General features: G+C 36.8%; 26 protein-coding genes and 2 pseudogenes. 18 read left to right on the top strand and 10 right to left on the bottom strand.

Features of this window, described 5'->3' with window-relative positions; all coding sequences use genetic code 11:
• Window positions 1-66: 66 nt before the first annotated feature.
• The 13 genes and pseudogenes from L950_RS12480 (at window position 67) to L950_RS12450 (ending at window position 9,028) form a co-directional block, all read left to right on the top strand.
• Window positions 67-627 carry a hypothetical protein gene (locus L950_RS12480; protein WP_021190204.1) on the top strand — a complete coding sequence of 187 codons (561 nt, stop codon included), beginning with the start codon at window positions 67-69 and terminating at the stop codon, window positions 625-627.
• A gap of 490 nt (window positions 628-1,117) precedes the next feature.
• Window positions 1,118-1,678 (top strand): RNA polymerase sigma factor, encoded by a 561-nt coding sequence (locus L950_RS12475; protein ID WP_021190203.1) that lies wholly within the window; start codon window positions 1,118-1,120, stop codon window positions 1,676-1,678.
• A 62-nt stretch (window positions 1,679-1,740) separates the two neighbouring features.
• Window positions 1,741-2,874: a FecR family protein gene (locus L950_RS12470; protein ID WP_021190202.1), complete on the top strand. Its 1,134-nt coding sequence runs from the start codon at window positions 1,741-1,743 to the stop codon at window positions 2,872-2,874.
• 43 nt (window positions 2,875-2,917) lie between these two features.
• Complete coding sequence (locus tag L950_RS12465; RefSeq protein ID WP_021190201.1) at window positions 2,918-3,199, top strand: hypothetical protein; 282 nt, start codon at window positions 2,918-2,920, stop codon at window positions 3,197-3,199.
• Between the two features lie 17 nt (window positions 3,200-3,216).
• Entirely contained in the window at window positions 3,217-3,366 is a 150-nt protein-coding gene (locus L950_RS28625; RefSeq protein ID WP_021190200.1) for a hypothetical protein, read from the top strand.
• The gene (locus tag L950_RS30100; protein WP_021190199.1) at window positions 3,363-4,784 is read left to right on the top strand and encodes a SusC/RagA family TonB-linked outer membrane protein; all 1,422 of its coding nucleotides are present in this window, start codon (window positions 3,363-3,365) and stop codon (window positions 4,782-4,784) included. The genes L950_RS28625 and L950_RS30100 overlap by 4 nt, the downstream gene beginning before the upstream one ends.
• 50 nt (window positions 4,785-4,834) lie before the next feature.
• On the top strand, window positions 4,835-5,059 hold the full coding sequence (locus L950_RS30095; protein WP_052764401.1) for a hypothetical protein: 225 nt from the start codon (window positions 4,835-4,837) through the stop codon (window positions 5,057-5,059).
• Entirely contained in the window at window positions 5,047-6,267 is a 1,221-nt protein-coding gene (locus L950_RS30090) for a SusC/RagA family TonB-linked outer membrane protein (protein ID WP_021190198.1), read from the top strand. Before L950_RS30095 ends, L950_RS30090 begins: the two co-directional genes overlap by 13 nt.
• A gap of 27 nt (window positions 6,268-6,294) precedes the next feature.
• Complete coding sequence (locus L950_RS30085) at window positions 6,295-6,885, top strand: RagB/SusD family nutrient uptake outer membrane protein (RefSeq protein WP_197086411.1); 591 nt, start codon at window positions 6,295-6,297, stop codon at window positions 6,883-6,885.
• A gap of 11 nt (window positions 6,886-6,896) precedes the next feature.
• Window positions 6,897-7,715, top strand: coding sequence for a RagB/SusD family nutrient uptake outer membrane protein (locus tag L950_RS30080; RefSeq protein ID WP_197086410.1), 819 nt, complete (start codon window positions 6,897-6,899; stop codon window positions 7,713-7,715).
• A pseudogene (locus tag L950_RS37315) lies at window positions 7,700-7,942 on the top strand (RagB/SusD family nutrient uptake outer membrane protein); the annotation flags it as partial. The gene L950_RS30080 and the pseudogene L950_RS37315, both read left to right, overlap by 16 nt.
• A gap of 131 nt (window positions 7,943-8,073) precedes the next feature.
• A pseudogene (locus L950_RS37310) lies at window positions 8,074-8,157 on the top strand (RagB/SusD family nutrient uptake outer membrane protein); the annotation flags it as partial.
• Between the two features lie 298 nt (window positions 8,158-8,455).
• Entirely contained in the window at window positions 8,456-9,028 is a 573-nt protein-coding gene (locus tag L950_RS12450; protein ID WP_021190197.1) for a GNAT family N-acetyltransferase, read from the top strand.
• Window positions 9,029-9,070: 42 nt separating this feature from the next.
• Here the strand turns inward: L950_RS12450 and L950_RS12445 are convergent, their stop codons facing one another.
• Window positions 9,071-9,601, bottom strand: a complete 531-nt coding sequence (locus L950_RS12445; protein WP_021190196.1) for an HAD family hydrolase — start codon at window positions 9,599-9,601, stop codon at window positions 9,071-9,073.
• 236 nt (window positions 9,602-9,837) lie between these two features.
• Here L950_RS12445 and L950_RS12440 point away from each other — a divergent pair, with 236 nt between their 5' ends.
• Window positions 9,838-10,185 carry a DUF6896 domain-containing protein gene (locus L950_RS12440; protein ID WP_021190195.1) on the top strand — a complete coding sequence of 116 codons (348 nt, stop codon included), beginning with the start codon at window positions 9,838-9,840 and terminating at the stop codon, window positions 10,183-10,185.
• Between the two features lie 210 nt (window positions 10,186-10,395).
• Here L950_RS12440 and L950_RS12435 read toward each other — a convergent pair whose 3' ends face one another.
• The 7 genes from L950_RS12435 to L950_RS12405 all read right to left on the bottom strand — a co-directional run bounded on the left by L950_RS12435 (window position 10,396) and on the right by L950_RS12405 (window position 18,142).
• Window positions 10,396-10,719: a hypothetical protein gene (locus L950_RS12435; protein WP_021190194.1), complete on the bottom strand. Its 324-nt coding sequence runs from the start codon at window positions 10,717-10,719 to the stop codon at window positions 10,396-10,398.
• Window positions 10,720-11,223: 504 nt separating this feature from the next.
• Entirely contained in the window at window positions 11,224-11,973 is a 750-nt protein-coding gene (locus L950_RS12430) for a LytR/AlgR family response regulator transcription factor (protein ID WP_021190193.1), read from the bottom strand.
• 7 nt (window positions 11,974-11,980) lie between these two features.
• Window positions 11,981-13,660, bottom strand: a complete 1,680-nt coding sequence (locus tag L950_RS12425) for a histidine kinase (protein ID WP_084825440.1) — start codon at window positions 13,658-13,660, stop codon at window positions 11,981-11,983.
• A gap of 360 nt (window positions 13,661-14,020) precedes the next feature.
• Complete coding sequence (locus L950_RS12420; protein WP_021190190.1) at window positions 14,021-16,639, bottom strand: carboxypeptidase-like regulatory domain-containing protein; 2,619 nt, start codon at window positions 16,637-16,639, stop codon at window positions 14,021-14,023.
• 49 nt (window positions 16,640-16,688) lie between these two features.
• Entirely contained in the window at window positions 16,689-17,414 is a 726-nt protein-coding gene (locus L950_RS12415; protein WP_021190189.1) for a GLPGLI family protein, read from the bottom strand.
• 192 nt (window positions 17,415-17,606) lie between these two features.
• Entirely contained in the window at window positions 17,607-17,870 is a 264-nt protein-coding gene (locus L950_RS12410) for a hypothetical protein (RefSeq protein ID WP_021190188.1), read from the bottom strand.
• A gap of 35 nt (window positions 17,871-17,905) precedes the next feature.
• Window positions 17,906-18,142 carry a hypothetical protein gene (locus L950_RS12405; RefSeq protein WP_156169674.1) on the bottom strand — a complete coding sequence of 79 codons (237 nt, stop codon included), beginning with the start codon at window positions 18,140-18,142 and terminating at the stop codon, window positions 17,906-17,908.
• A gap of 575 nt (window positions 18,143-18,717) precedes the next feature.
• Here L950_RS12405 and L950_RS30065 point away from each other — a divergent pair.
• Together L950_RS30065 and L950_RS12395 are read left to right on the top strand one after the other, a co-directional pair.
• Window positions 18,718-19,104, top strand: a complete 387-nt coding sequence (locus L950_RS30065) for a hypothetical protein (RefSeq protein WP_021190186.1) — start codon at window positions 18,718-18,720, stop codon at window positions 19,102-19,104.
• Between the two features lie 258 nt (window positions 19,105-19,362).
• The gene (locus L950_RS12395) at window positions 19,363-21,255 is read left to right on the top strand and encodes an amidohydrolase (protein WP_021190185.1); all 1,893 of its coding nucleotides are present in this window, start codon (window positions 19,363-19,365) and stop codon (window positions 21,253-21,255) included.
• A 202-nt stretch (window positions 21,256-21,457) separates the two neighbouring features.
• On the opposite strand, the gene L950_RS28620 is transcribed toward L950_RS12395, so the two are convergent.
• Window positions 21,458-21,733, bottom strand: coding sequence for a hypothetical protein (locus tag L950_RS28620; RefSeq protein ID WP_156169673.1), 276 nt, complete (start codon window positions 21,731-21,733; stop codon window positions 21,458-21,460).
• A gap of 88 nt (window positions 21,734-21,821) precedes the next feature.
• Between L950_RS28620 and L950_RS28615 the strand changes: the two genes are divergently transcribed.
• A complete protein-coding gene (locus tag L950_RS28615) occupies window positions 21,822-21,968 on the top strand; it encodes a hypothetical protein (RefSeq protein WP_156169672.1) in 147 nt (48 codons plus the stop codon).
• Between the two features lie 121 nt (window positions 21,969-22,089).
• On the opposite strand, the gene L950_RS12385 is transcribed toward L950_RS28615, so the two are convergent.
• Complete coding sequence (locus tag L950_RS12385; protein ID WP_021190183.1) at window positions 22,090-22,734, bottom strand: alpha/beta hydrolase; 645 nt, start codon at window positions 22,732-22,734, stop codon at window positions 22,090-22,092.
• A gap of 684 nt (window positions 22,735-23,418) precedes the next feature.
• Here L950_RS12385 and L950_RS12375 point away from each other — a divergent pair.
• Window positions 23,419-24,072, top strand: a complete 654-nt coding sequence (locus L950_RS12375; RefSeq protein ID WP_031288395.1) for an ATP-binding cassette domain-containing protein — start codon at window positions 23,419-23,421, stop codon at window positions 24,070-24,072.
• Window positions 24,073-24,377 lie beyond the last annotated feature (305 nt).

Here is a 24,377-nt window from a genome sequence, read left to right as displayed (position 1 = left end):
TTGAAGGGCATATTTTAGACAATTTTAAAAAAGATAAATGAAAGACTTTAAAATTATTCAATACACATGAAAAATGTAATCATCAACTTCTCTTTTGCGATGGCTCTACTCGCTTCTTGCTCACCAGTTGCCGAAAAGAAAGGGGATAAATCTACTGATATAGTTCCAAAAGTAGATACAGCCGCTGCGCCTGTTCCTCGAAAAAATACGGTAACTAAAGTGGATCTCCCGACTGATCTTTCAACCTTAATCCCTATTGATGTATTGGATAGCACAAGTACAAATGTGTATGTGAAATACGGTATAGAATTCTCCGGGAACTGTTATTCATGCGATTTAGCTAGTTTATCCATTACAAAGAATAAAATGATATGGACCAATGTCTGTGATGAAAAAGACACTTTTGAAATTGATGATTTCGTTGCTTCTATCGAAGGAAATAAAACAACTTTAAAAACATCAGAACGCACGTATATTTTAACAAAAATAGATAAAGCACCTGTTTATGAGCTGGTATTAGAAGGCCAGAACTTAGAATTAAAAAATAAAAGAATAGCCAAGTATTTCACAATCAAAAAAGCTTTACCACTTTTTAAAGAACATGATTGTGGCGATTTTGGAGGATAATTAATGATTACTGTTCAACTTCTATTCGAACATAAAATTGAATATGTCGAGCATAGAGATTGTAATTTCATTCCAAAGAAGAGAAAAGAACGAAAAACATAATTTGAGAATTAGATTTTTTTTAGTGCTGATCTCGAAGAGGTGCCAGGGGCGTCTGCGTTTATAAGCAAAAGTTATCAATCGAATATATTTTAAACCCGTTTGGTCGTTCCAAACGGGTTTTTTATATGATCCTTTTTTCCTTTTGGTTTTAAATCATTTTCCTCTGAATTAACTAAAAATGAAATATTATATGCTACAGTCTTTAAAATTCAGCATATGTTTATTATGGGCTTTATCATGAATTGAAAGGCAAATAAAAAAATAATGCTCCTTTTTTATGAAGGATTAAAAATTAAATAAAAAACTATCCAGCACTTGTAGTGATATAGGATTTTGTTATCTTGTCCGCAACAACTATAAACTAAGGACCCATTATCTTATTCATATCATGTACACGGAGAATCTCTATTCTTTAGAAGAATTATATCTTTTGGTGAAAAGATCTGACGTGGATGCTTATAATGTATTGTATGAAAGAACTTGGAAAGGTTTATATCAGCACGCTTTTTCAAGGTTAAATGATGAATTGATCAGTAAAGAGATTGTGCAGGATGTATATATTGATTTATGGGTTAAGCGTCATGAAAAAGAAATTCAACAGGTAAGTAACTATCTGTATACAGCTATACGGTACAAGATTATTGATCAGTTTAGGAAATCGACTAAAAAGCTAGAAAGTCTAGAAACGATTGTTGAGTACATGGCAAGTGTGGATCAGGCAGATCATAATTTTAGAGAAGAGGAACTTCAAGTTCATCTAAATTACTGGATTGATAAACTGCCGAAGAAAAGAAGAGAAATTTTTAAACTCAAATATTTTGATGACTTGAACAATAAGGAGATTGGCGAAATATTAAATGTTTCTCCAAAAACTGTTCAAAACCAATTATTAACAGCCTCCAAATGGTTGAAAAACCAGTTGAAGGAAATATTATTTTTATTTTTTTAATTTTTTGGGAGTTTTGCTATAAATCACGACATATAATAAAGACCAACTTATAAACTTTATATATGTCCACTAGTAAAACTAGAATTAGAGTATTTATTATAAATATTTTTAATAAGTATTTATCCGGTAAAACCTCAGAAAATGAGGATCAACTAATTGAAAAAATATATGACCGTCTCGATATTCACGATCTCGATCATATCGATTATGAATCCATTAATAAAGATATTAAACAGCAAGTTGACGCTGCCATAACCCGGAAAATTAAAATTTCCAATCGAAAAAAGCATTATCAGATAGCGGTTGCGGCAAGCGTATTGTTTGTTCTTTCATTAGGTGCTTTATTCTTGTACCAAGGAAAGGACACCATTATGTCTTTAAGTAGAAGTAAACATACTGCTCGTGATTTCCCTCAATTAACCCTCAACAGAGAGCACCGCATTAATCTTCTCGACTCACTACCAGTAGGCAGTACACTTCACAAAAAAGGAGAGGGGCATATTTTAGATCTAACACATATGGAGCGATCACAAAAAGTCGAACTTATAGAAATCAATAATCCATCCGAAACCCCTTTTACCGTTGTTTTAAAGGATCAAACAAAAGTTAGCCTTAATAAACATTCTTCCGTTTCATTCCAGTCCAATTTTGGTATACACTCAAGGGAAGTGATGGCGGTAGGGGAAGTTGATTTTGACGTTTCTAAGCAGCAATCTCAAGATAAGTGGGTTCCTTTTACAGTCCGAACTAAGCTACAAACCATTGAAGTCTTGGGGACACAATTTCATGTTTCGACGACTATACCAGGAGAAGAAAATGTACTGTTGAAAGAAGGTAGCATCAGGTTGGCACATAATCATTCGGACGGTACGGTTATCCTTAAACCTGGAGATAAAGCATTTCTTCAAGAAATACAACCTAAAATTATGATTTCTTCGCAAAGCAGCAAAGCTAAAATAGATTCATGGAGAAGAGGCGAATTTTATTTTGAAAATGAAAAACTGAGACAGGTTATGGACGAAATCGGTACCTGGTACGGCAAATCGATTGAAATGAGTGATGACACAGGTGCTAAAACACTTACCGGAATATTTACAAGATACAATACTATCGAAGATGTGCTGCACATGATCGCACTCACAAATAGTGTTGATTTTAAAGAAAAGAAAGGAGTCATCTATGTAACAGTCAAATAAACAGTCAACAATTAAAATCACCAATTTTTTAATAAACTAATTTATGAATCAATTGAAACCAAAACAAACAAAACAAAATATTCGGGGTGTCAGACTCCTGATGTATCTGGTCTTATTGACCATCTGCATCACTACGACGAGTTCTAGTCTGAAAGCAACGTTGCAAAAAGAAATTTCCATTGAATTTAATAATGTAACGATTAAGCAGGCGTTGCATGATCTTCATGGAAAGATGGGTGTTAAATTTGTTTATTCACCTAATGATATTGATGAAAATAAAAAAATAAAACTATCATTTCATAATGAAAAGTTAGAAGTATTCTGAACAAATTGTTTACCGGGATGAATGTATCTTTTGTTATGAAAGACTACACCATTATTCTAAAGAAATCAGCAACAGTTGAACAAGTTATTCAGAATAGGATTATTGAAGGGCAGGTATTGACCGAAGTGGTAACCGTTTATCAAATGCTACCGTTACTGGAAATGTGAGTAACCGGAGTACATCTACTGATGATAACGGACGCTTTAGTTTAAGTGTTTTACCTACAGATCGTTATATTTCCGTTCGTTTGGTCGGTTATGCACCTGAACAGATTGAATTAACAGATAGAAATTCGTACAGAATTGTTTTAAAGGATAGTGTAAGTGCGCTGGATGAAGTTGTTGTTGTTGGTTTCGGTACCCAACGTAAAGCTTCAGTAGTAGGAGCCATTACCACCATACAGCCAAAGCGTTTACAAAGTGGTACAACACGTTCTTTAAGCAATAATCTTGCTGGCCAGCTGTCCGGAGTGATTGCTGTTCAACGTTCTGGAGAACCAGGATATGATAATTCTAATTTTTGGATCAGAGGCATCAGTACCTTTGGCGGGAATCGGAATCCTTTAATTTTAGTAGATGGCGTGGAGCGATCATTGGATAATATGGATCCCGAAGAAATCGAATCATTCTCTGTCCTTAAAGATGCTGCTGCCAGTGCCGTTTACGGTGTTCGGGGAGCAAATGGCGTCATCTTGGTCAATACAAAAAGAGGAAAAGTGGGTAAGCCGAATGTTTCGTTTCGATTTGAAGAGGGATTAACTTCTCCCATTCAGTTACCAAATTTTGTCGGGGCTGCAGAATACCTAGAGGTTATGAATAGTATCCGTGAAGAACGCGGTGAAACAGGGCTGTATTCGCAGGAGCGCATTGATAATATCCGCAAGGGTGTAGATAAAGACCTGTATCCAGATGTCAACTGGTTGGATGAAATCTTAAAAGATAGAGCAGGAAACAGCCGGGGAAATTTAAGTGTCAACGGCGGTTCAGATATTCTGCGTTATTCCTTAGTTACTTCATTTTATAGAGAAGGTGGAATCATAGAAAGAGATAAGAAGCAGGATTGGGATTCTTCTTCCAAATTAAATCGGTACAACGTACGTTCCAATGTAGATATAAATGTCAGCCCGACTACCTTATTTCGGTTGAATATTGGTGGTTATCTTCAAGACCGCAATCGTGCACCTCAAAGTGTTGATGCTCTTTTTCAGGAGGCATTTACAATTCCCCCATACGTCCATCCAACCATTTACTCTAGCGGAGAAATACCACGTACCTCAGGACGTACCAATCCGTGGGCGCTAGCTACGCAACGCGGGTATGAAAGATTAAGTGATAGCAAAATTGAATCCTTGTTTTCCATAGAGCAAGATTTATCCTTTTTTTTAAAAGGGTTAAAAGCAAGAGGTCTTTTTTCTTTCGATCGTTATTCTAGTACTTCCGTAGTACGAAGTAAAGATCCAGATTATTACAATCCGGCCATAGGAAGAGATGAAGAGGGACGTTTGAAACTTGTTATAGATAGCTATGGGCAGGAGTTCTTAGGTTACAGCAAAGGATCAGATTGGGGAGATAAGAGTATGTATTAGAAGGAGCAATCAACTATGCTCAAAATTTCGGAAACCATAACATCGAGGGGATGGTACTCTATAATCAGCGAAACTACGATAATGGCGATCTGTTGCCTTACCGTAATCAAGGTATTGCAGGTCGTTTTTCCTACAACTACGCTAACCGCTACATAGGTGAGTTCAATTTTGGTTATAATGGATCTGAAAATTTTGCTCCTGGTAAAAGGTTTGGTTTCTTCCCCTCTTTTGCATTGGATGGTATCTATCAGAAGAAACTTGGATGCAACATTTGAGAAGTACGGTCAATAAACTTAAGTTCAGAGGTTCCTACGGTTTAGTCGGAAATGACAAGCTGGATGGTCGACGCTTCGCTTACATTACCACGATTAATGAGTCCACGGGTTATTCGTGGGGTATCAATAATGATTTCAGACGATCGGGCAGAATTGAAGGTGATCAGGGAAATCTTGATTTGACGTGGGAGACGGTAAACAAGACCAATCTAGGTTTTGAACTGGGACTGTGGAATGCACTTGACTTTCAAATCGATTATTTTACAGAAAAGCGCAGCAATATTTTTATGCAACGTCGGTCTATACCTGGCTCCAGTGGATTTACAAATCCGCCGTGGGCAAACTATGGGAAAGTGAATAATCAAGGAGTAGATGCATCAGTTGAATTTAGTAAAGCATTAAATCCGGATTTATTTCTATCAGTAAGAGGTACATTCACTTACGCACATAACAAAATCATTGAGCAAGATGAGCCATCAGCAGTAATTGGCACATCCCGTTCTTCGACAGGGAAGTCAATCGGACAGCTATTTGGTTTAGTGGCAGATGGTCTTTTTGAGGAACAGGATTTTGCCGATGTCGCAAATGGACAATTAAAAAGTGATATACCTAAACATACCTTTGGCCCTGTTCGTCCTGGAGATATTAAATACGTGGACCTAAACCATGATGGTGTGATTGATGCATTTGACAGAACTGCAATAGGAGGTACAGAAGATCCTCAGATTGTATACGGTTTTGGAGCAAATGTGCGCTATAAATCTTTTGACTTTGGCTTCTTTATGCAAGGACTTTCAAAGACGGACCGTATTATCGGAGGATCTAATTTTATTCCCGGTAGTTCCAATGGTGCTATGGGAAACATGTTTGATAACGTATCCGACCGTTGGACAGTATCCGATCCCAGACAAGATGTTTTTTATCCTCGTTTGTCAGATTATCAAAGTTCCAATAATAATATGGCCTCAACCTGGTGGTTGCGAGATATGAGTTTTTTGAGATTGCGAAATGTTGAACTGGGTTTTAATATGCCTTCCAACTGGATAAATCCCATTCAAATAAAAAACCTACGTATTTTCTTAAGAGGGAATAATTTATTGACTATTTCAGATTTTAAGCTTTGGGATCCGGAGCTAGGCGTCAATAATGGTATGCGCTATCCAATTATGAAGTCTATGTCAATAGGTATGGAATTGAATTTTAAATAACAGCCTGATTACTATAAAAATACTGTAATGAAAAAATCTAAGATATTAATATCCATCATTTTTATAACCTTTGCCCTAACCTCGTGTACAAAATATTTGGATAAGATGCCAGATGATCAATTGACATTAGAAATGGTGTTCAATGATAAAACGCGTACTGAGGATTGGCTTGCCGGTATATATAGTAATATTCCCGATCCCTATTGGGGCTATACCCGTTCGATCGGCTGGGATCCACTATCAGACGATATGGCGCCATCTACAGGATGGGAACAGTTTGGTTGGACCTTGCTTGCAAAACAAACCGGCAATTGGAATCCAACTAGTGATTGGGATCCTAATTATTGGAGCGAGCTACCTAAAAGAATCCGCTCTGCCTATATCTTTTTAGAACATGTCAAACCCAATGCTGCACAATTGGTAACCGAAGACGAAGTAAACCTGATGAAGGCGGAAGCTCGTTTTATGATTGCTTATTATTATTCGCTGTTGCTGGAAACATACGGAGCAATACCTTTTCAACTCGGTATGGCAGATCCCAATGGCAGTGAAGAAGAGTTAATGCTAGGTCAAACGCATTTGATAATGTCGTCAAATGGATCGATCAGGAGCTATTAGACCTGTCTGCGGTGCTGCCTGCAAACTACACCAATACACAAAAATATGGAAGAGCTACTTCCATTATGTGCTTAGCTGTTAGAGCAAGATTACTTTTATTTGCGGCAAGCCCCTTAGTTAATGGCAATAGCGCCTACAAATCTTTTGTAAATAATAAAGGAGAGGCCATTTATAATGCAACATTCGATGCAAATAAGTGGGCCATTGCCACCCAAGCCAGTAAATTGCTTATCGATCGTGCTGAAGCTTCAGGACATAAGCTCTATTATGAATATAATGCTGATGGAAGCATAGATCCATTTATGTCGTATCTGAATATGATGTTCAGAAGACCCCAAGATGGCAATAAAGAAATACTATTCGCAAGACCTAATTCAGATTTTGGTGAATACGATCGACATGCCCAGCCTCGTGGGACAGGAGGCAATGGAGGTTTAGGAATCACCCAATCATTGGTTGATGCATTTTATATGGAAAATGGGCGTACCATCAATGATCCCCTCTCAGGGTATCGGGAGAAAGGATTTTCAACTGCCAATGAAATTCGGAATACACAATGGGCAGAATCCAAAGGAGGAGGTATTGTAACCCTACAGGGAACTTTTAACATGTACACCCATCGAGAGCCACGGTTTTATATTTCTGTGCTGTATAACGGCGCTTGGTTTAGGAGAGAAAATCGAACAACTGAATTTTATTTAGGAAGCTGGGATGGTGGACCGACACATGATGCGCCACAGAACGGGTACCTGGTACGAAAAAAGTACACCCCGATTATGACCCTCGCAACGGCACGAATCCTTATCGGCCAGGTATTCTCTATCGTTTAGGAGAAGCGTATCTCAATTATGCAGAAGCATTAAATGAAAGTAACCCTGGTCACGCCGACATATTGAAATATTTAAATTTAATTCGGGAGCGGGGAGGTATTCCACAATATGGAACAGGGCCGTCCGCATTACCCGTTCCAAGCAGTCAAGAACAGGTACGTCAGGCTATTCGTCAAGAAAGACGTGTAGAGCTCAACAATGAGGGAATTCGTTATCGCGATATTCGTAGATGGAAAATAGGAGAGCAGACTATTAATGGTAATTTTTATGGAATGAATTTTTCTGGTACAGAAAAGATGATAACGATGCTAATCCGAAAGCGTTTTTCAAAAGGTCAGTATATCAGAAACGTCTTTTCTCAGAAAAAAATTATTGGTTTCCAGTACCTCAGTCGGAAATTGATAAGAATAAAAATTTAGTTCAAAATCCTTTCTGGGACTAGGGTAATCATTATTGCATTTTTATCATGCTATTAATTTTATAGCCGTCAACACAAACTAAGTGTATTGTTTCTAAAAGTATCGCACTTTTGGAAATAATACATTCAGTTTGTATTATGTTTTCACAATGATGGTACTCCTTGATATTGAATTTATCATTTAACTATTTAAGGAAGTACGAACAACCCGTCTATTTTAAAAAAACTCCAACTTAAAAGAATCAAACTACTGTTATAAATAATGTTACTGAACTTATGTATATTAGGCTAGTATAAGCAACTATAAGCCACAAGCACAAAAATGAATATAGAAACATTTTTCTCATCTGAATTGATTCTTGAAAACGAGTCAATTTTTATGCGCCCTTTGACCATTCATGATATTGATACAATAGAATCTATTAGCTATAGTACAGCACTAGGCGAATTTGGAGCAAGAGTAAAAAACAGAAATGATCTAACAGATTATTTTAATTTCTGTCTTCATGCAAAACAGGAAAAGGAATTATACCCACTCATCATTATCAGGAAGGAAGACGGTGATCCAATCGGATTAACGATGTTTGGAAATATCAGTTTTCAGCATAAAAGATTAGAAATCGGATGGACATGGATTGGCGAAAAATATCAAGGAACAGGTATAAATGCAATTTGTAAAAGACTTCTCCTTGACTATTCCTTTGACATCTTAGATCTACGTCGAGTAGAATTTAAAATAGATATCAACAATCTCAAATCACAAAGAGCAATAGAAAAGATCGGTGCGTTTAAAGAAGGGCTTTTAAGAAATTACAATATTCAGTCTTATGGTGAAAGTAAAGGAACGTACGTTTACAGTATTCTTCAAGAAGAATGGGGAACAATGCCTAAATGATCAGTAATGGAGTTATTACGCGGTGAAGAAAAACCATTTAAATTATCCATTTCTCCAAAATCTTTTTTCAATTATGCGAACATTTTCGGCGTCTTTCAGTGTTTGAAGATAATTCGATAACTGTAGCAATTCATCATCCACAGGGTCTCCGGTGAATTCAGCTACCTGGACTGCATTACCATAGTTTAGCATTGATTTTTCAGCTGTATCATCGATTATAAGCGTCCTTTCCAACTTAAATCCTTTTTGCTTGATTTTAGATAATCTTTTTACAAAGTAGTAGTCATCAGTCACACTTTTACGTTTTTTTGTCGTTCGCGATCTTCCCCAGACAAATTCAAATGTAATATGCGCAGGTTTGATTCTTTCAACCAATTGTTTTACATAAACATCGTCTGCCGAACTCCATATCGCTAATTTGAAATCCCTTGCTAATAACGTAAGGAAGTGATCTAAATAAGGTCTTTTATAAATGAAATATGAACCCATCTTGAAGTCTTCATCTCTTTCGAGTTTATTTTGCACAGCATAAAGCAGAGTTTCGTCTAGATCCAAGACTATTAGGATTTCCATTTTACAATCATAGGGAGATTTTCGCAATATTTTACTCGAAATTTTCAGATGTCACTAAAATTGGATCATTTTAATAATCATGTCCCTCATTTGGACCAGATAAGATTGATTATTCGAAAAAGTATTAACAGATCACTGAATCTTAAATACTTTAATTTTTAGGAATAAGGCCAGAAGATTATTACTTTTACTTGTGAAAGGAACAAAGTAATTACAGTAATTTTTTTCTGATAAACATGCGAGATCTAGATGTCATCTATTCCAAATTTATTGAAAAGTTAAAATTAGTATTGCGATATATATTGGAAAATTTTGGGGAGAAAGAAATCTTGATGCGAAAAAACCAAGGACTTATTCAAAATCGAAATTTTGGCATCAAAAATTCTCAGATTAAAGGATATGTTTTTCATGGTTATGGTTGCGATTTTAGATTTAAAAATGAAGATGTGGATATTGAATTTGAAAACGATAATATTGGATTTACAGATTGGAGTTTTTATTTATTCGTGGATGGGCATAATTCAGAGATAACAGAAGCAATGTGTAAAGCATTTTTGAAAGAGAAGTTGAAAAACAAGAATTAAGATTTCTAAATAGAATATATGAGATTAATGAATAGCAACTTTTATGAAAATGCGTTCTACATTTAAAGTTCAAATTACTTAAATTAATTTTTATATTCCTTAAGATGGAAATAAAAGGCAATAAAGTACACCTAAACCAATGGTTATTTCAACTTTGTAATATAGACTATAAACTATAGATCTATATTTCTGAAAAAATAAATCAGGCTATTAGTTATAGAGTCTCGGTGTCTGCAGAATTTTTAGGTCTTTTTCAAGTTTTTTTAAACGATCGTCATAGTTGGACGTTATTTGATCGACCTTCTGTTTTATTGCAATCCCGTTCTGGAAAGTAATAGTAGTAAATAATTTTATATCGCCCAAAACTTCTACGTAGTGTAAATCTTCGTTTCCCACATCCTTTTTCACTTCAGCAGAAGTTGATAATGGAAGGCCAAATTTTTTTATAATATCTTCTTTTTTCATACCAACTGATTGCGCATCTGCAAATCGGCTTTGAGGTATTGCTTGTCTTATTTGATTTTGAGTTGTCAAATGAGACGAAAAACATGAAGTTAGCGTGAAAATTAAGTAACCGCAAGAAACTAAACTATAAAATTTTCGCATAATGATTGGAGTAATAATAAAACAATGGATTACTTATCTGTAACCGTAATTTATAAATATACAGATTGTTATCTTTTAAATCGTGAAGGTTTTCTTATTTCTATGTAACTTTTTATAATCTAAATTTCTTAAACTGTAAGATATAATTATCCGCTTCAGCGTTAGTAATTCGATATATACGTTCTTATAATCAATTAATATTTACATCTATAAAACAAAGCAACTATAAATTGCTAGTCAAGGGTCTGAAGAGCTTTCAAATCTTTTGAGTATTATCCATTTCTTGGTGATTTCCTGCTTTCATGATCGAATCCTATTAAATATTTTAATACGATTTATTATCAATCAGATGCAAAACTCCTATAGCTTATAGCAGTTTTGCATCCTGTACCATTTAATTTTAATGCATAAGAAGGTGAAGCAAGACAGCTATCAGGCTAAATTTTCCAGATACAATAAGACCTCTTCCTTTTTTCTAATTGATACCGGTATCATTTCTTTATTGGTCATTTCGAGAAAACCCTCCCGATAGTATTTTTTTACATATAAGAAGTTTACTAAATAAGACTGATGGCAACGGAGAAAACCACATCTAGTCAGCATATTCTCATAGAGCTTGAGCCCTTTAGAGACCAGCACCTCTCTTTTATCTGTAAGAAAAAACGTAGTGTAACTTTTATCGCTTTTACAGTAAATGATATCATCCATCGATACGATTTCGATATACTCTTGACTTTTGAGTGCAATCCTCCGATTTAACGGGGTTTCCGGAGAGAGGTAGTGATCTTTTGCTAGAGTAACACGTTCCAGATCCACAGTCATTTGCCCACGGTGCTGTCGGCATTTATCCAGCATGGCATGCAGGGACTCTTTGTTTACAGGTTTTAAAAGATAACCAAGTGCTCCCAGGTTCAGCGCTTCAATGGCGTACTGATCGTATGCTGTTAAAAAAACGATCTGGAAATTTTCTGTTCCGATCTCATCAAACAATTGAAAGCTATTGCCATCCTTCAGTCTAATGTCAGCAAGGATCACATCTGGTTTTAAAAAAGGTATTTCCACTGCCGCCTCAGCGATCCCTTCGGTATAGCCAACCACCTTGATGTCCGGCATTTCATTCAGTATCTGCAGCAGATGGCGCAGAATAATTTTTTCGTCTTCTAAAACGTAGACCTTTATCATAGTTTCCTTATATATTTTTGATAATGGGTAAATTTATTTTAATGCTAATGCCTTGTTTGCCAAAGGCTTTTTTTTCAATGAGCTCAAAATGTGCATGCTGATTATTGAGTCTATATAATAACTGCAGACGTTCTCTCAATATATCTTGCGCCAATGATTTCTTTTTCTGACTTGATGTTTTTTGGTGTGTTAGACCGCTTCCATTATCATCGATCGTTATGATAATTTCATTTTCCTCTAATTCAACCCGGATAATAAGTTCGCCCTTATAAGCAATATTCCTAAACCCATGTTCGATCGCATTTTCTACAAAAGGTTGCAATAACATCGGTGGTATAAACACCTCTTCGGTATCCAGTTGTTCATCTATATCTATGCGGTAGCCGAAAAGGTTGGGATAGCGCATCTGTTGCAAATGGATATAATTTTCGAGCGAGATAATTTCTTCATTTAGATCTATAAAATCCATCCGGCTCTGTTCCAGTATATCCCGTAGCAATTGGGAAAACGAAGAAAGGTAACGTACAGATTCTGTGCTGTCTCCTGTTGCGATGAGACCTTGCAGGTTGGCTATGGAATTGAAAACAAAATGTGGATTGAGCTGGGTCTGCAAAAGTTTATGCTCCAGTTTTAGTCTACTGTTATCACTGTTTAGTAGTTTGTTTTTTTGCTTAAGACTTTTTTGCTGATAGACGGTATAGATGAGTGCAAGCAATCCTGCTGCCAAAGCTAGACCTGAAAACAGCATATATTTCTGTTGCCTAATGATGTCTTCATTATGCTGATTTTTACTCTTTAAGGTCAGAATATTGCGATCTTTTTTTTCTGCTTCATATTTCTCTTCTATTTCCGCAATGTTAGCCGCTTCGATCTCTTTAATCGTTTTTACTTCTAATTGGCTAGCCATATCTAAGGTTTCATATGCTTTTCTGTAATCACCTTGTAGTACATAGGCCTCGGACAGGCCTTTGTAAAGAAGATACCTAGGTTTATCTGACATATTCTTCTTATTCAGTGCAATCGCTTTTTTGTAATAATATACTGCCGAATCTAGTTGGCCGATATTTATAAAGCTTTTGGCTAAATTGTTGTAAGCTACATCATGGATATCGTTGTTTTTTTCTAAAATGGAAACAAACGCTCTGCTCATCTTTAGACTTTCATCATAGAATCCCATACGGGCGTAGATTTGCGCTTCGTTGTCGTAGGTACGTGCCAGGGCGAGATTATCGTTAGAGGCTAATGCGAGCTGTTTTGCCAGTTTGTTGTATTTTGCCATTTTCTCATAATCATCCAGTCGGGATGCTAGCAAGAATATCATATCGTAGTAGCGTCGTTTGATAACAGGGTGCTCCTTATAGGGGTGAGCGTGATAATATTTGTCCACATATATTGCGGCCGCCTTTTCGTTTTTATTCTGATAAAATGACTTGGCGGTCAGGTCATAAAAATAGTAAGTAATCCTACTGGATGAATTTTCTGCTTTTTGAAGGAGTTCTTGTATTTTTTTCATGACAGCAGCATCCACCACGTTGCTTTCACTAGTCTGCTGATCAAGCGAAGCCGATTTTTTTAAAAAATAGAGATCGCCAGACTGTTGCTGCACGTTCATACTATCTAGCGAAGCAGACGCATTTTGAGGATCGTTTCCCCAATATTTAAGCTTCGCCTGAAAGAAATAATGCATTGCTTTTGATACACTATCTTTCCTTTTCGAAGGATACTGTCTTCTAAGGTTATGGCCTGTATTTTTGCCATTAGCGGTAAAGTATCTGTGGATATGAGAAAAGCAATATAATCTTTTTCGGAAGTGCTGTTTTCCTGTTCCCTCATGCTGGAAGAACTATTACTTTGACCGCAAGAAAACAGCAACAGCGTAAGCAATAATACGGTTATATCGTTTATTTTGGTAGAAGCCATGCTAGATGAATGTAAATTATATTTAAAGGTAATGCAAAGTACCCGTACTATTGAGAAATTAGCAAAATCTGTCGCCTGTCAATCTTATTTATTTAAGGATCGGATTGCACATACTTTCCAAGGTTCGTTAAAAACTCAGGTTTATGCCAAGCATAACCTGTCTTGGACGTAGCGCATAAGATTGGGTCGACTGATGGCTGTCCGAAAGCACAGATTGCGTAAATGTATCTATATTGAAGATGTTTTTTGCTGTAAGTTCCAATTGCATTTTTTTTAGGATAAAATACTGTAGAGAAAAGTCTGAGAACAGATAATACTGACTTGGGTTGTACTGCCCTTTTTCGAATCGGTACAGTTCGTTTTTCAGTGATGTACGTATTTTTTTACTCAAGCGGGCATTGATATTCGCTTCAAACTTAGACTGGACAACACTTCTTGTTGATCCATTTCGAAGTATCGAATTATGGAACTGCAGTCCAGTAAAAATATTAATAGGCCCTTCCCAGACACTTCGGTAGTCCAGACTTAGCTGGTAAACTGCGGTTTGTATCGGTAAGGGCGGAAGTCCTTTGATCTGCGTCTGGTAATTTGCCAGCTGACCATCCCCGGTAAGTCGTATATTACCTTTTATTCCAGCGACGAAATAGTTCAGCTGCGCATTAAAATAAGTCAGCGTTCTGTTTTTAAAAAGAACAAGATTGTTGCGGTTGTAGTCAGGATTCAGTTCTTGCTGTTGTCCGATGTAATCGAACTGCTGACTATATCCACCCGATAAAATTATATACAGTTTATCCGTCATTTTACCTAAAGTATAGACTGCATTAATATGAAATGCATCTAGTACGGGATTTTCTTTTAAACCACTTGAAAAAGTCCGGTTTCCCTTATAAACAAAGTTGGGTAGTACATCAAGAGCACTTTGCGACATATTCATTTGGTAGGAAACTTCACTTCGCAGTTCCCCTTTGCTATGTGTTCTCCATAGAATAGTCGCTTTTGGAGACCATAATTTATTTATGCTGGACTGGGCCTGTGGAGCAAGTTTGTCCTGTAAGGTAGAGTGAAGCAGGCGTGCTGTGATGCTCGGTGTCAACTCCAGCCTTCGGGATTTCCAGGTATATTGTGCAGATAATGCTGTATTGTGTTCTTCAAAATTCAACCGATTAAAAAAATCTTTTGGACGATAAGTTTCCCCAGAACCATTCATCAGATAGAATGCCGAATTGAAGCCACGAAGCGTAATTTCATGCGCTATCGAAGCACTGAACGGGTTGCCTTTAGCATCGCGCTTTACTAACTCTGAGATCATTCCATAATATTCCACATTATTTTCGGTATCCTGCCATACGTTTTTTATACTATCAGCCTTTATACCTTCAGCTTCGAACAGATCGCCATAAAGGTACTGGTCTACCGCATAGTTGATGGGGGAATGCTGCCTGATCCAGCGGAATGAAGATACCAGTACGGCACGTTTCGCTAATTTCTGCGTGTAGCTCAGTAAATGGTTTGAAAGTAGACTGCGTTTTTTGATTGTTTCCAATGATCCGATACCATTGAATGTCAGTTCGCCGATATCATTAGCTTTGATATTGCCCAATGTACCTATATATGTAATGGTCGAATTTTTACCAGGATCATATTGAAGTTCCATTTTGCTGAAATAATTAATATCCGAATTGGTGTAATGAAGATCTTCTTGGTTTGTGAATTTTACATCTTCAATCGCATATTCGGATAAGCTCTGCCTCACAAAACTATTTTTTTTGCTGTTGGCAAAGCCCAGCCATTTTATCTTCAGATCTTTTCTTGGCGAAAAGATGCCATTGAAGGAGAGAAGCTTGTCGTTGTTGAAGTTTGACCGTTGCGGGTCAAACTCATTTAAGCTCGGTTTGTTCTCCAATAGGAAAGGAGTTGAGACCTGGAGACCTACCTGACCAGGTTCATTCGGATCCTGGCTCAAGATGAGATGGTCTATACCACGTAGCGTCTCCAGACCATTATTGTTGGCCGATCCCAATAGATAATATTTTGTTTTTTTACCAAAATTCATCAGATTAGCCTGTGCATTGTAAAACTCAATAGGGATTACACTTGCTGCCGCATCGATACTGCCTACCCATTGCGATTTACTTTCACTTTTGAGGGTCAGGTTGAGTGCTATCTTTTCAGAATGTTCAACTCCTTTCAGGTGTTTATTGTTTGAGTATCGCTGCAGTACCTGTACCTTTTCTATCGGATGTACGGTGAGGTTTTGCGTAAGCAGTTTGTAGCCTTTTCCAAATAAATCATCTCCTTCCACCATAACCTTTTCGATCTCTTTGTTACCCACTTTGATCGTGCCGTTTTCACTGATCTGCATACCCGGGATCTTGCGCAACAGGTCTTCAACAGTACGTTCTTCCCCCTGCAGATAGTTTTTGGCATCAAGTTCAATAGTATCGCGCCCGGCCCTAATAAATTTTTTTGGTGCTACATATACCTCCTGCAGCTGTATCCTGCTTTCTTCCAGCTCGATTGAAAGTTCCAGCGTATCTGAACTGAGATGAATGGATCTGTTGAGGGACTTGTAGGCCAGCGACTGAAAAATAAGCGTATAATTTCCATGGCTTACCCCTGAAAAGAGGAACAGGCCTTTAGCATCTGTAAAGGAGTAATGCGAGCCTCCAGAACCATTCTCAGTAACGAGATTGACGCGAATACCAGCTGGGGTAGACGATGGTGCAGTTACCTTACCCCGTATCAAGGTTTGGCAGTAACTTTGTGAAAACTGTATTAAAAATAACAGCAAAAAGCTAATTCGAACCATGCTCCCATTCATACACCTGCTCTACTGTGCCTCGAGTCTTCGTTTTATTTTCGGTACTGAATTCGACCCCTTCAGGTAGTTTGGAACGCATAATGCGCATCTGCTCTGCAATCTTACGTTCATCCTGCTCTACATATTTTTTCAGTGACATCTTAGGCAAGGTTTGTACATAGTTGCGGTCTACAGGAATCTGACCTTCGAAAGGGTAGGAGACCTTTTTCAGTAACCAATAGTGCGGATGAGCGCTTTCGGTGTATAGCATCACAATAAGACCCGGGAGCCCTCCGAATTTGTACGGACCAGCCGGTACAGGAATAGCCGGATCATAATAGGCCACAACTTTTGTACCCCGGTAGTCTGCGGTCGCTTTTTTACACACTTTATCCCCGAATTTTTCTTCTTCCGGATAATCGGTATTCCAGTTGATAGCTTTGAATGTCTGATCTTCTACCAGGTAGTTTTTACTATCCAGTGATCGCGTTTCTATCAGTCCCTTTTGTTTAGGATCTTGGATAACAATTTTACGGAATATTTTGCCTACATCTAGCACAATAGAAAGCTCGCTCGATTCCATTTCATCATCAGACTGATCTGTAGCAGTTTCTTTTTTCAGCGAAATCGAATCGCGGACCGCAATCTTTACAGTACCGTCATAATAGACATCCTCTTTAAACGTGGCAACAGGCGAGGGAATATATTCGTAACTTGCCATCAGCTGTTGGGCTTTCGAAGTAAGACTTCCGCTTACCGCTAAAAGCAGTAAATTACATTACGTATCATGGGTATTATATTTAAATTGTAGATTCGGTTATAGCGCGTACGAAGAGCACTATAAATATGATATGAGCCATAGAAAAAATAACACTATGGCTCAGATTAGAAAAGCTTTTCAATTTAGGATATCCTAGTTCATCGAAAAACCTTGATCAGTGTACATTTTTTTAATGGCTTTAAAGAACGTGTGGCACGAGCCATTGGTCGTTGTGATGTAATGATCGTAACCTACAGCATCACCGTTCACATAAACGGTTACAGACATTGTGCATCTCCATGCCTTTTCGTTCTTTACTGCAGTTTCTTTAGAAACATGTTTAGTATTCATTTCAGTTGCCATGCTCGAAGCATAAAGTCCAAATGTGGCAATCAGTGCAAATAATATCTTTTTCATCTTGGTAATTTTTAGTGTAAGATCAGTTGTTTTTGTTAATTAAGTTGATATCCTTGCGATGCGTAATACGATCGCATGGTTTTGAAAAATCGGCCGCAAGATCCACTACCCTGGTAGGATAATGTGACTTCAGAGTCTAAAAAATTTCCGCTGGAGTCGTAGATATTTAGCGTATACTCACAGAATATTCCCGCATCTTTCGCTTTAATCGGTGCCTTGCCCGATCCTGCAAATGCAGCTGAGGACATTAATCCGACAGCGCAAAGTGTCATTAAAATCTTTTTCATGTTCTTGTTTTTAAAGAGTTACTAATTGTAGTTTATACTATCAAATATAGATAGAGGGGAAGGGGAAGACTAAGGCTAAGCTATATTCGTTATAAAGTATCTGATATTCGCTGTCGCTAGACCAAAATACGTTAGTAAGATGCAGCATCGCTGGGTGTATTAAAACATATCTCTGACATAGAATTAATGTGTTCTATTTTATTTTGATTGTTTGAATTATTTTAACTTAATAAGTTTATTCCTTATCTTCTAGCAAGACTGATTGATACCGGTCCGTATTATAAGAAAGTGATTATTAATAAAAAATAAGATGATAACAATAAAAAGAAATCAGATCGATGAGATGGAAAAATTCTATCGGATCAGCTGATCAATAGTCTGATCGGTTTTAAACCAGTCAATCTTTTGGGCAGCTGTAACATAGATGGGTCACCTAATTTAAGTATTATCAGTTCAGCATTTCACTTAGGAGCCAACCCGCCCTTGATAGGACTCGTTATGAGACCCCAACGCGAGCATAACGATACCCTTAAAAATATCCAGCTACCGGCCAATATACCTTGAACAATGTATTGCCAGATTGGTATAAACAGGCCCACCAGACCAGCGCCAGTTATGCTTCAAAGATATCTGAATTTGAAAAGTGCAACTTCAAGGAGTTGTATACCGATGGATTTAAAGCTCCTTTTGTCAGAGAATCAACTGTCAGGATAGGCTTGGAGTTACGAGAAATCATGGATGTACCGCTCAATGGAACAACGATTGTCATCGGCGAAATCGTCCAGATTTTACTGGATGATCTGATTATTGAAGAGGATGGTACTGTCGATCATGTAAAGGCGGGATCAATGGCTGTAGCCGGATTGGACCGTTATTTTCTTCCAGAATTTGTAGGTCGCTTATCCTATGCGAAACCAGGAATTGCGATTCAGAAAATAAACAAGTAGGGAAACTAATTTTTCCATTGCATGCACTTTTGGCATTATATGTAGTGTGCTATCCTCAATAATAATTCTGTTATCAGAAATATTCGTTTTTTGAAATCAAAATAGTCCATATGAAAGCGTTGATTTAGATTAATGAATAAATGGTTCTGTTTCTTTTTAGGTTTGTGATTTTGTTTTATTGTTAGATTATTTAAAAACAAAATAATCTAACAAGTGTTTTAGGAAAATACACATTATATAACCAAAACGCTTAAATTCATGGAACATCATCATTCTCACCCGTATTCGTGCACGCATTGTGCCTGTAACAATCCAGTATTAAAAATTCTAAAAGAGGATATTTTTCATCAGAAAAATTACGAAGCTCTCCCTAAAGCAGAAAAGAAGGAGGAAATCCGACAGGAGCTGATGATCAGTGGCGGTATTATACGGCCCATGATCAATGGTTCTGTCGCAACAGTTGATGCCATAGGAATTGCCTCTGGTCAAGTCAAGGTCACAGGCACAGTACAAGAAGTCAAGGATTATATGAGCCAACATTATCCAGGTTTCATTCAAAAGGTTCTTGGCGATGGACAAACTTTGTTGCCCGGTTTAATAGAACCCCATGTACATATTGTTCCTACCGCACTGATGGCAAGCTGGATAGACTTAAGTCCCTTTAAAGGACAAGACCTCATTGATCAGTATGGACAGGATTATATAAAGCTAGAAGTAAACAAGCCTATTAATAAACCTACAGAAAGTGGAGATTGGTATTTAGGTTTTGGTCTTGATCCTGCACTGATGGCATTTGATGTAGATGGAAAAGCATTGGTTACGATTACCAATGAATGGTTGGACCAGGTTAACGACCAATATCCGCTGATGGTATTGAGTGCATCTATGCATACCCTATATCTAAATACGCTGGCGATGAATGCTGTCTATGCAGAAAATGAGGCAAAACTCCAACCCATATACGGAGATGCGGCAGGATATATTTCGCAAACGCAAGGACAGCTCCAGGAAGCAGAGGGTATGACGCCCGCTCTAAATACGATTCCCAAAGATCAATTAGCGGACATGCCTAAACAGTCCTTCAAACATTTCAGCGAACTATTTAGTCATGCAAATGAAAGAGGAATTACCATGCTTTACGATGCTGGCATGAACAGTCATCTCAAACTTTTATTGAACGCTTATTTGCTAACACATCGTCGTAAAGTGCGTGTGGGAGCGGCATTCATTTGTGATGACAGTAATATTGGGGATCTTCAACCCTATCAGCAACCGCAAGAGTATAAAGACATCTACTACGGTCATGTTAAAGTCGTTTCTGATGGTTCAAATCAAGGGTTGACAGGCTATCAGTCCGATCCGTATATTTGTGTTAGCGATGTAGATTATGGCATTTATAATTACCCAGATGATGATTATGTAGATAATGGCACATTCCTGTCTGATAAACAGCCGCCGGTCAATGCTCCTAATGCCTATCAAAAATTAATAACAACAGTTATCGACACCAATGAATGGCCACTGATGGTACATGCCAACGGTAACCAGGCTGTTGACTACGCTATTCAGACATTTCAAGCAATTCCTGTAGATAAAATCAAAGGTAAACGTCATCGTATTGAGCACTGTTCCTTGATTACCGATGACCAGCTAGATGTGATGCAGCAATTGGAAGTATCACCAAGTTTTCTAATCGGTCATGTGGGCTATTGGGGCTACGCTTTTCAGCAGGTTATTTTTGGAGATCAGAAAACACAACTGCTAGACCGCTGTAAATCTGCTTTAAACCGTGGCATGCGAATCACCTTGCACAGTGATAATCAGGTGAGTCCACTTGGGCCACTACGTATGATGGAGCAATCCATTACACGGAAAATGGAAAAAGATCCGAATCATGAAGTGCTAAACAGTAAAGAATGTATCGGTGCCGAACAAGCCTTGGTAGCCATTACCTACGATGCGGCATGGCAATGCTACGCAGACAAGTGGCTAGGTTCGTTAGAAGCGGATAAATTTGCCGATTTTGTAATCTTAGCGCAAGATCCACTTTCTGTAACCGATCCGTTTATGAAACTACGGAATATACCGGTTCTCGAAACCTGGGTCGGTGGACGAGCTGTGTATCAAAACCTCGATCAGAAGCAAGCATAAAAAAACATATTCATGATTTATAGAAGATAGTACCTTTATAATGAGGTATTATCTTTTTCTTTGTAGTAGCACGCTTGAATGAAACGTAATTTCAATATGTATACATCTCCTAAATATCTAAGATAAGTAGTTGACAAGTCTTAAATTTCAGCTGTAATTACGGAGTGATTTATCTTTACATTAGTGATTACCCATTGCTTTGCTATTTCTTTAGAAATAACAGTCCCCATTTTCCGATATACATTCTTTTTTCAAATGTTTGACCGATTTCATATGGTTGTTGAACCTGCAGTTTAATTATTCTTTCAAACTGATTTTCTTTAATTTCAATATAATGCTTATTATTCCTGCTACCTAACGAGTAGTCGATAATCTTTCCACTTATATCTATGCTCTTACTGCCCTCAAAATAAGCGTTGCTAACAATTATAAAGGAAACAACTGTGCCACTAAAAATAAATGTCATACCTAGTGTCATAAAAAATATTCTAAAAATTGACCTTAGGGTTGTCTGTATTTGTGTTGTATAATTTTTGGTCTCGTGTTGCTTCATAAATTTCAAATAAATGAAGGAACAACTAGGGATCATCACGATTAATATCGGTAATACAAAAAAATTAACGGTCCATTTTATGGCCAGAGAAAACTCAGTAAACTCTAATAAGAAAGTGGGGAGTATCATAATCAATACAGAAAGTCCAATGACCAGATAGAAAAATATTTTAAATTGTCGCATATTTATGGCTATAGTCTGCCTAATAATAGGTGGTACTGTGCTGGTTTTAAAATTTGTATTAATTAAGAGTATGAGTCTCGGACTATAATTCCATTAAATTATAATATTTTTTTAAGCAACAACTCAATTTCTTGAGCATGAGTTATGGTCATAAAATGACCTGCATTTTCAATCACATAAGTTGGTGTAATGTTACGAATGGGGATGATACGATCTTGGTTACCATGAATATGGATAACAGAGGAAGGGACCACGTTATTTTTCCAGTTTAAGATTTGATTGATCGCCCACTTTAAAAATTTGACATCAGTATCCTGCAATATCTGTTTGAGCATCCGTTTATCTTCTATTGAGCTGATACCAAAGAAATAATCGACCAACCTATTGTGCTGCTTTAGAAAAGCATTCGGTAGAATATAATTAAGTTTTAGAGCACCTATTATTTTGTAAAGAAAAGGAAGTTCTGATTCACCTTTAGCAGAGGCAAGCAGTACAATCTTCTGCACCTTAATTATTTTAGCTATTTCCATAGCCATTATTCCTCCAAAAGATAGACCAACTAGTATCGGTTGTTGATCATTGATCTGCAATGATAGTCGTTTAGCATATGCTGCCATAGTTTCTTTTTTTAGCGGCGCGATCCAATCGATATGGATTACCTGAAGACCCTCAAAGTTTATTTTTGAAAATACTTTTCGGTCAACACCTAAACCACTTAATATATAAATATGACTATTGCTCATTTACCTTTCACGGAATAATATCTGATCCTTTTTTAGTTTTTAGCATTGCTAAAATAAGCAATTTGAATTGCTTTTAGTTGAACAACTTCTCCAATTGATCTTAAATTTTAGGAAGTATTATAATCTAACAAATGGAGAAAATTCCCTTTAATTAATGTGTATTGCGACAATAGTAGAAGCTAAATCATTGTAATTGTTAGCCTATTTGCCATTTGAAAAATAGTTGATCGGGTTTATTAGATAATGTGAATGAAATCTAGAAAATGAGGACATGTCATTGAACTATCTAATTGAAGATCAAAAGCTAATATTTTAACTTTTTTTATCATTATGCTATAATTATTAATCTGTATTTTTAGATTATATATTTCTAAAAGACCAATTAATAAACATGCATTGCAATAAACTGAAATTATCCTTATCGTTTTTCTGGTTTTTAATCCTTTTTAATCTTTTTGTAACTTTAATACTGACCTTACAAATGGGCGAATTAGTGGAGCGATATGGTCCACAAGTCCTCGTTTATTTTTTTTGGTTTAAAACTATTGGTAGCGTTTTATCTTTTATCGGAGAATACATTTTTAATTTCAAATCAAAAGGAGTGTTTTTGAGAAACATCAAACAATCTCCAAAACTGCTGCTTATCAGTATTTATTCATTAGATTTTATACTTTTCTTATTGCTATGCCTCTTGATCGTTCTTTATATTTAGATAGTCTCTCTTACAGTAGAGGAGGACGCATGATACTAAGCGGTCTGTTTCTTGAACTTGAACCGTCAACTATAGTTGGTTTACTGGGGCGTAATGGTACTGGTAAATCAACCTTGATGAATTGCATTTTTGGTAACTGCAAACCTGATTTTGCGTATATGAAATGTGATGGGCAGATCTTTAATCAAGGATATAAAACCAAGAATATTACTTATCTAACTCAGTATAGTTTTATTCCAAAGCACTTGACTTTATTACGTGCTATTCAATATTTTGATTTGGAAGATTCACCAATTATGGATATCGATATTGTAAAGGAGAGATTATTATCTAAAATAGGTGATCTTTCCACCGGCCTCGTTCGTTTGTTTGAGTGTTTGTTGGTCCTTTATTCTAAGGCTAATTATTGCCTTCTTGATGAGCCTTTTTCAGGACTCAGTCCACTCTATATTGACATGATTAAACAACATATTTTAGCTGTAAAATCTCTAAAAGGAATACTCATTTCAGATCATTATTATACACATGTGATGGATGTCAGTGACAGATTACTTTTACTAACAGGCGGTTCGCTTAAGTCTGTACAAAAGATAGAAGATCTAGTACTGCATCAATACTTAAAGTAATTTTAATACACATTGCTTTGGACATAATTTAAGGCAGTTATGATCATGAACTATTTTAGATAATAAATGAAATTTTTAAGGCTACTATAGTCGCGACCATTTTCAGACACATGAACTAAAGTATACATAAAATAAAAATACTATCTTCGTCTTATTAGACAATCAATATAAACGATTTGCAAGCATGATCATCAAAAAAACTTTCGGTGTTATTTTGCTCTTACTAGGTTTGTTTCTTGCATTCGGTCTACTTAAAGATAGCAGATTGATGCTCTTTGGTAGTATGTATGTCTTCAAACTAATTT

The organism is Sphingobacterium sp. IITKGP-BTPF85 (genome assembly GCF_001006065.1).
GTDB lineage: Bacteria > Bacteroidota > Bacteroidia > Sphingobacteriales > Sphingobacteriaceae > Sphingobacterium > Sphingobacterium anhuiense.
This window is presented reverse-complemented; position numbering and strand designations above follow the sequence as displayed.

What these genes read in the sequence shown, in the direction of transcription:
- L950_RS12480 (WP_021190204.1), top strand. Translation starts at nt 67, where the DNA reads ATGAAAAATGTAATCATCAACTTCTCTTTTGCGATGGCTCTACTCGCT.
- L950_RS12450 (WP_021190197.1), top strand. Translation starts at nt 8,456, where the DNA reads ATGAATATAGAAACATTTTTCTCATCTGAATTGATTCTTGAAAACGAG.
- L950_RS30095 (WP_052764401.1), top strand. Translation starts at nt 4,835, where the DNA reads ATGGTACTCTATAATCAGCGAAACTACGATAATGGCGATCTGTTGCCT.
- L950_RS12430 (WP_021190193.1), bottom strand. Translation starts at nt 11,973, where the DNA reads ATGATAAAGGTCTACGTTTTAGAAGACGAAAAAATTATTCTGCGCCAT.
- L950_RS12425 (WP_084825440.1), bottom strand. Translation starts at nt 13,660, where the DNA reads ATGCATTATTTCTTTCAGGCGAAGCTTAAATATTGGGGAAACGATCCT.
- L950_RS12470 (WP_021190202.1), top strand. Translation starts at nt 1,741, where the DNA reads ATGTCCACTAGTAAAACTAGAATTAGAGTATTTATTATAAATATTTTT.
- L950_RS30090 (WP_021190198.1), top strand. Translation starts at nt 5,047, where the DNA reads ATGCAACATTTGAGAAGTACGGTCAATAAACTTAAGTTCAGAGGTTCC.
- L950_RS12385 (WP_021190183.1), bottom strand. Translation starts at nt 22,734, where the DNA reads ATGAGCAATAGTCATATTTATATATTAAGTGGTTTAGGTGTTGACCGA.
- L950_RS12395 (WP_021190185.1), top strand. Translation starts at nt 19,363, where the DNA reads ATGGAACATCATCATTCTCACCCGTATTCGTGCACGCATTGTGCCTGT.
- L950_RS12415 (WP_021190189.1), bottom strand. Translation starts at nt 17,414, where the DNA reads ATGGCAAGTTACGAATATATTCCCTCGCCTGTTGCCACGTTTAAAGAG.
- L950_RS30085 (WP_197086411.1), top strand. Translation starts at nt 6,295, where the DNA reads ATGAAAAAATCTAAGATATTAATATCCATCATTTTTATAACCTTTGCC.
- L950_RS12410 (WP_021190188.1), bottom strand. Translation starts at nt 17,870, where the DNA reads ATGAAAAAGATATTATTTGCACTGATTGCCACATTTGGACTTTATGCT.
- L950_RS12405 (WP_156169674.1), bottom strand. Translation starts at nt 18,142, where the DNA reads ATGACACTTTGCGCTGTCGGATTAATGTCCTCAGCTGCATTTGCAGGA.
- L950_RS12445 (WP_021190196.1), bottom strand. Translation starts at nt 9,601, where the DNA reads ATGGAAATCCTAATAGTCTTGGATCTAGACGAAACTCTGCTTTATGCT.
- L950_RS28625 (WP_021190200.1), top strand. Translation starts at nt 3,217, where the DNA reads ATGAATGTATCTTTTGTTATGAAAGACTACACCATTATTCTAAAGAAA.
- L950_RS12465 (WP_021190201.1), top strand. Translation starts at nt 2,918, where the DNA reads ATGAATCAATTGAAACCAAAACAAACAAAACAAAATATTCGGGGTGTC.
- L950_RS28615 (WP_156169672.1), top strand. Translation starts at nt 21,822, where the DNA reads ATGAAGGAACAACTAGGGATCATCACGATTAATATCGGTAATACAAAA.
- L950_RS12375 (WP_031288395.1), top strand. Translation starts at nt 23,419, where the DNA reads ATGCCTCTTGATCGTTCTTTATATTTAGATAGTCTCTCTTACAGTAGA.
- L950_RS12475 (WP_021190203.1), top strand. Translation starts at nt 1,118, where the DNA reads ATGTACACGGAGAATCTCTATTCTTTAGAAGAATTATATCTTTTGGTG.
- L950_RS12440 (WP_021190195.1), top strand. Translation starts at nt 9,838, where the DNA reads ATGCGAGATCTAGATGTCATCTATTCCAAATTTATTGAAAAGTTAAAA.
- L950_RS28620 (WP_156169673.1), bottom strand. Translation starts at nt 21,733, where the DNA reads ATGACACTAGGTATGACATTTATTTTTAGTGGCACAGTTGTTTCCTTT.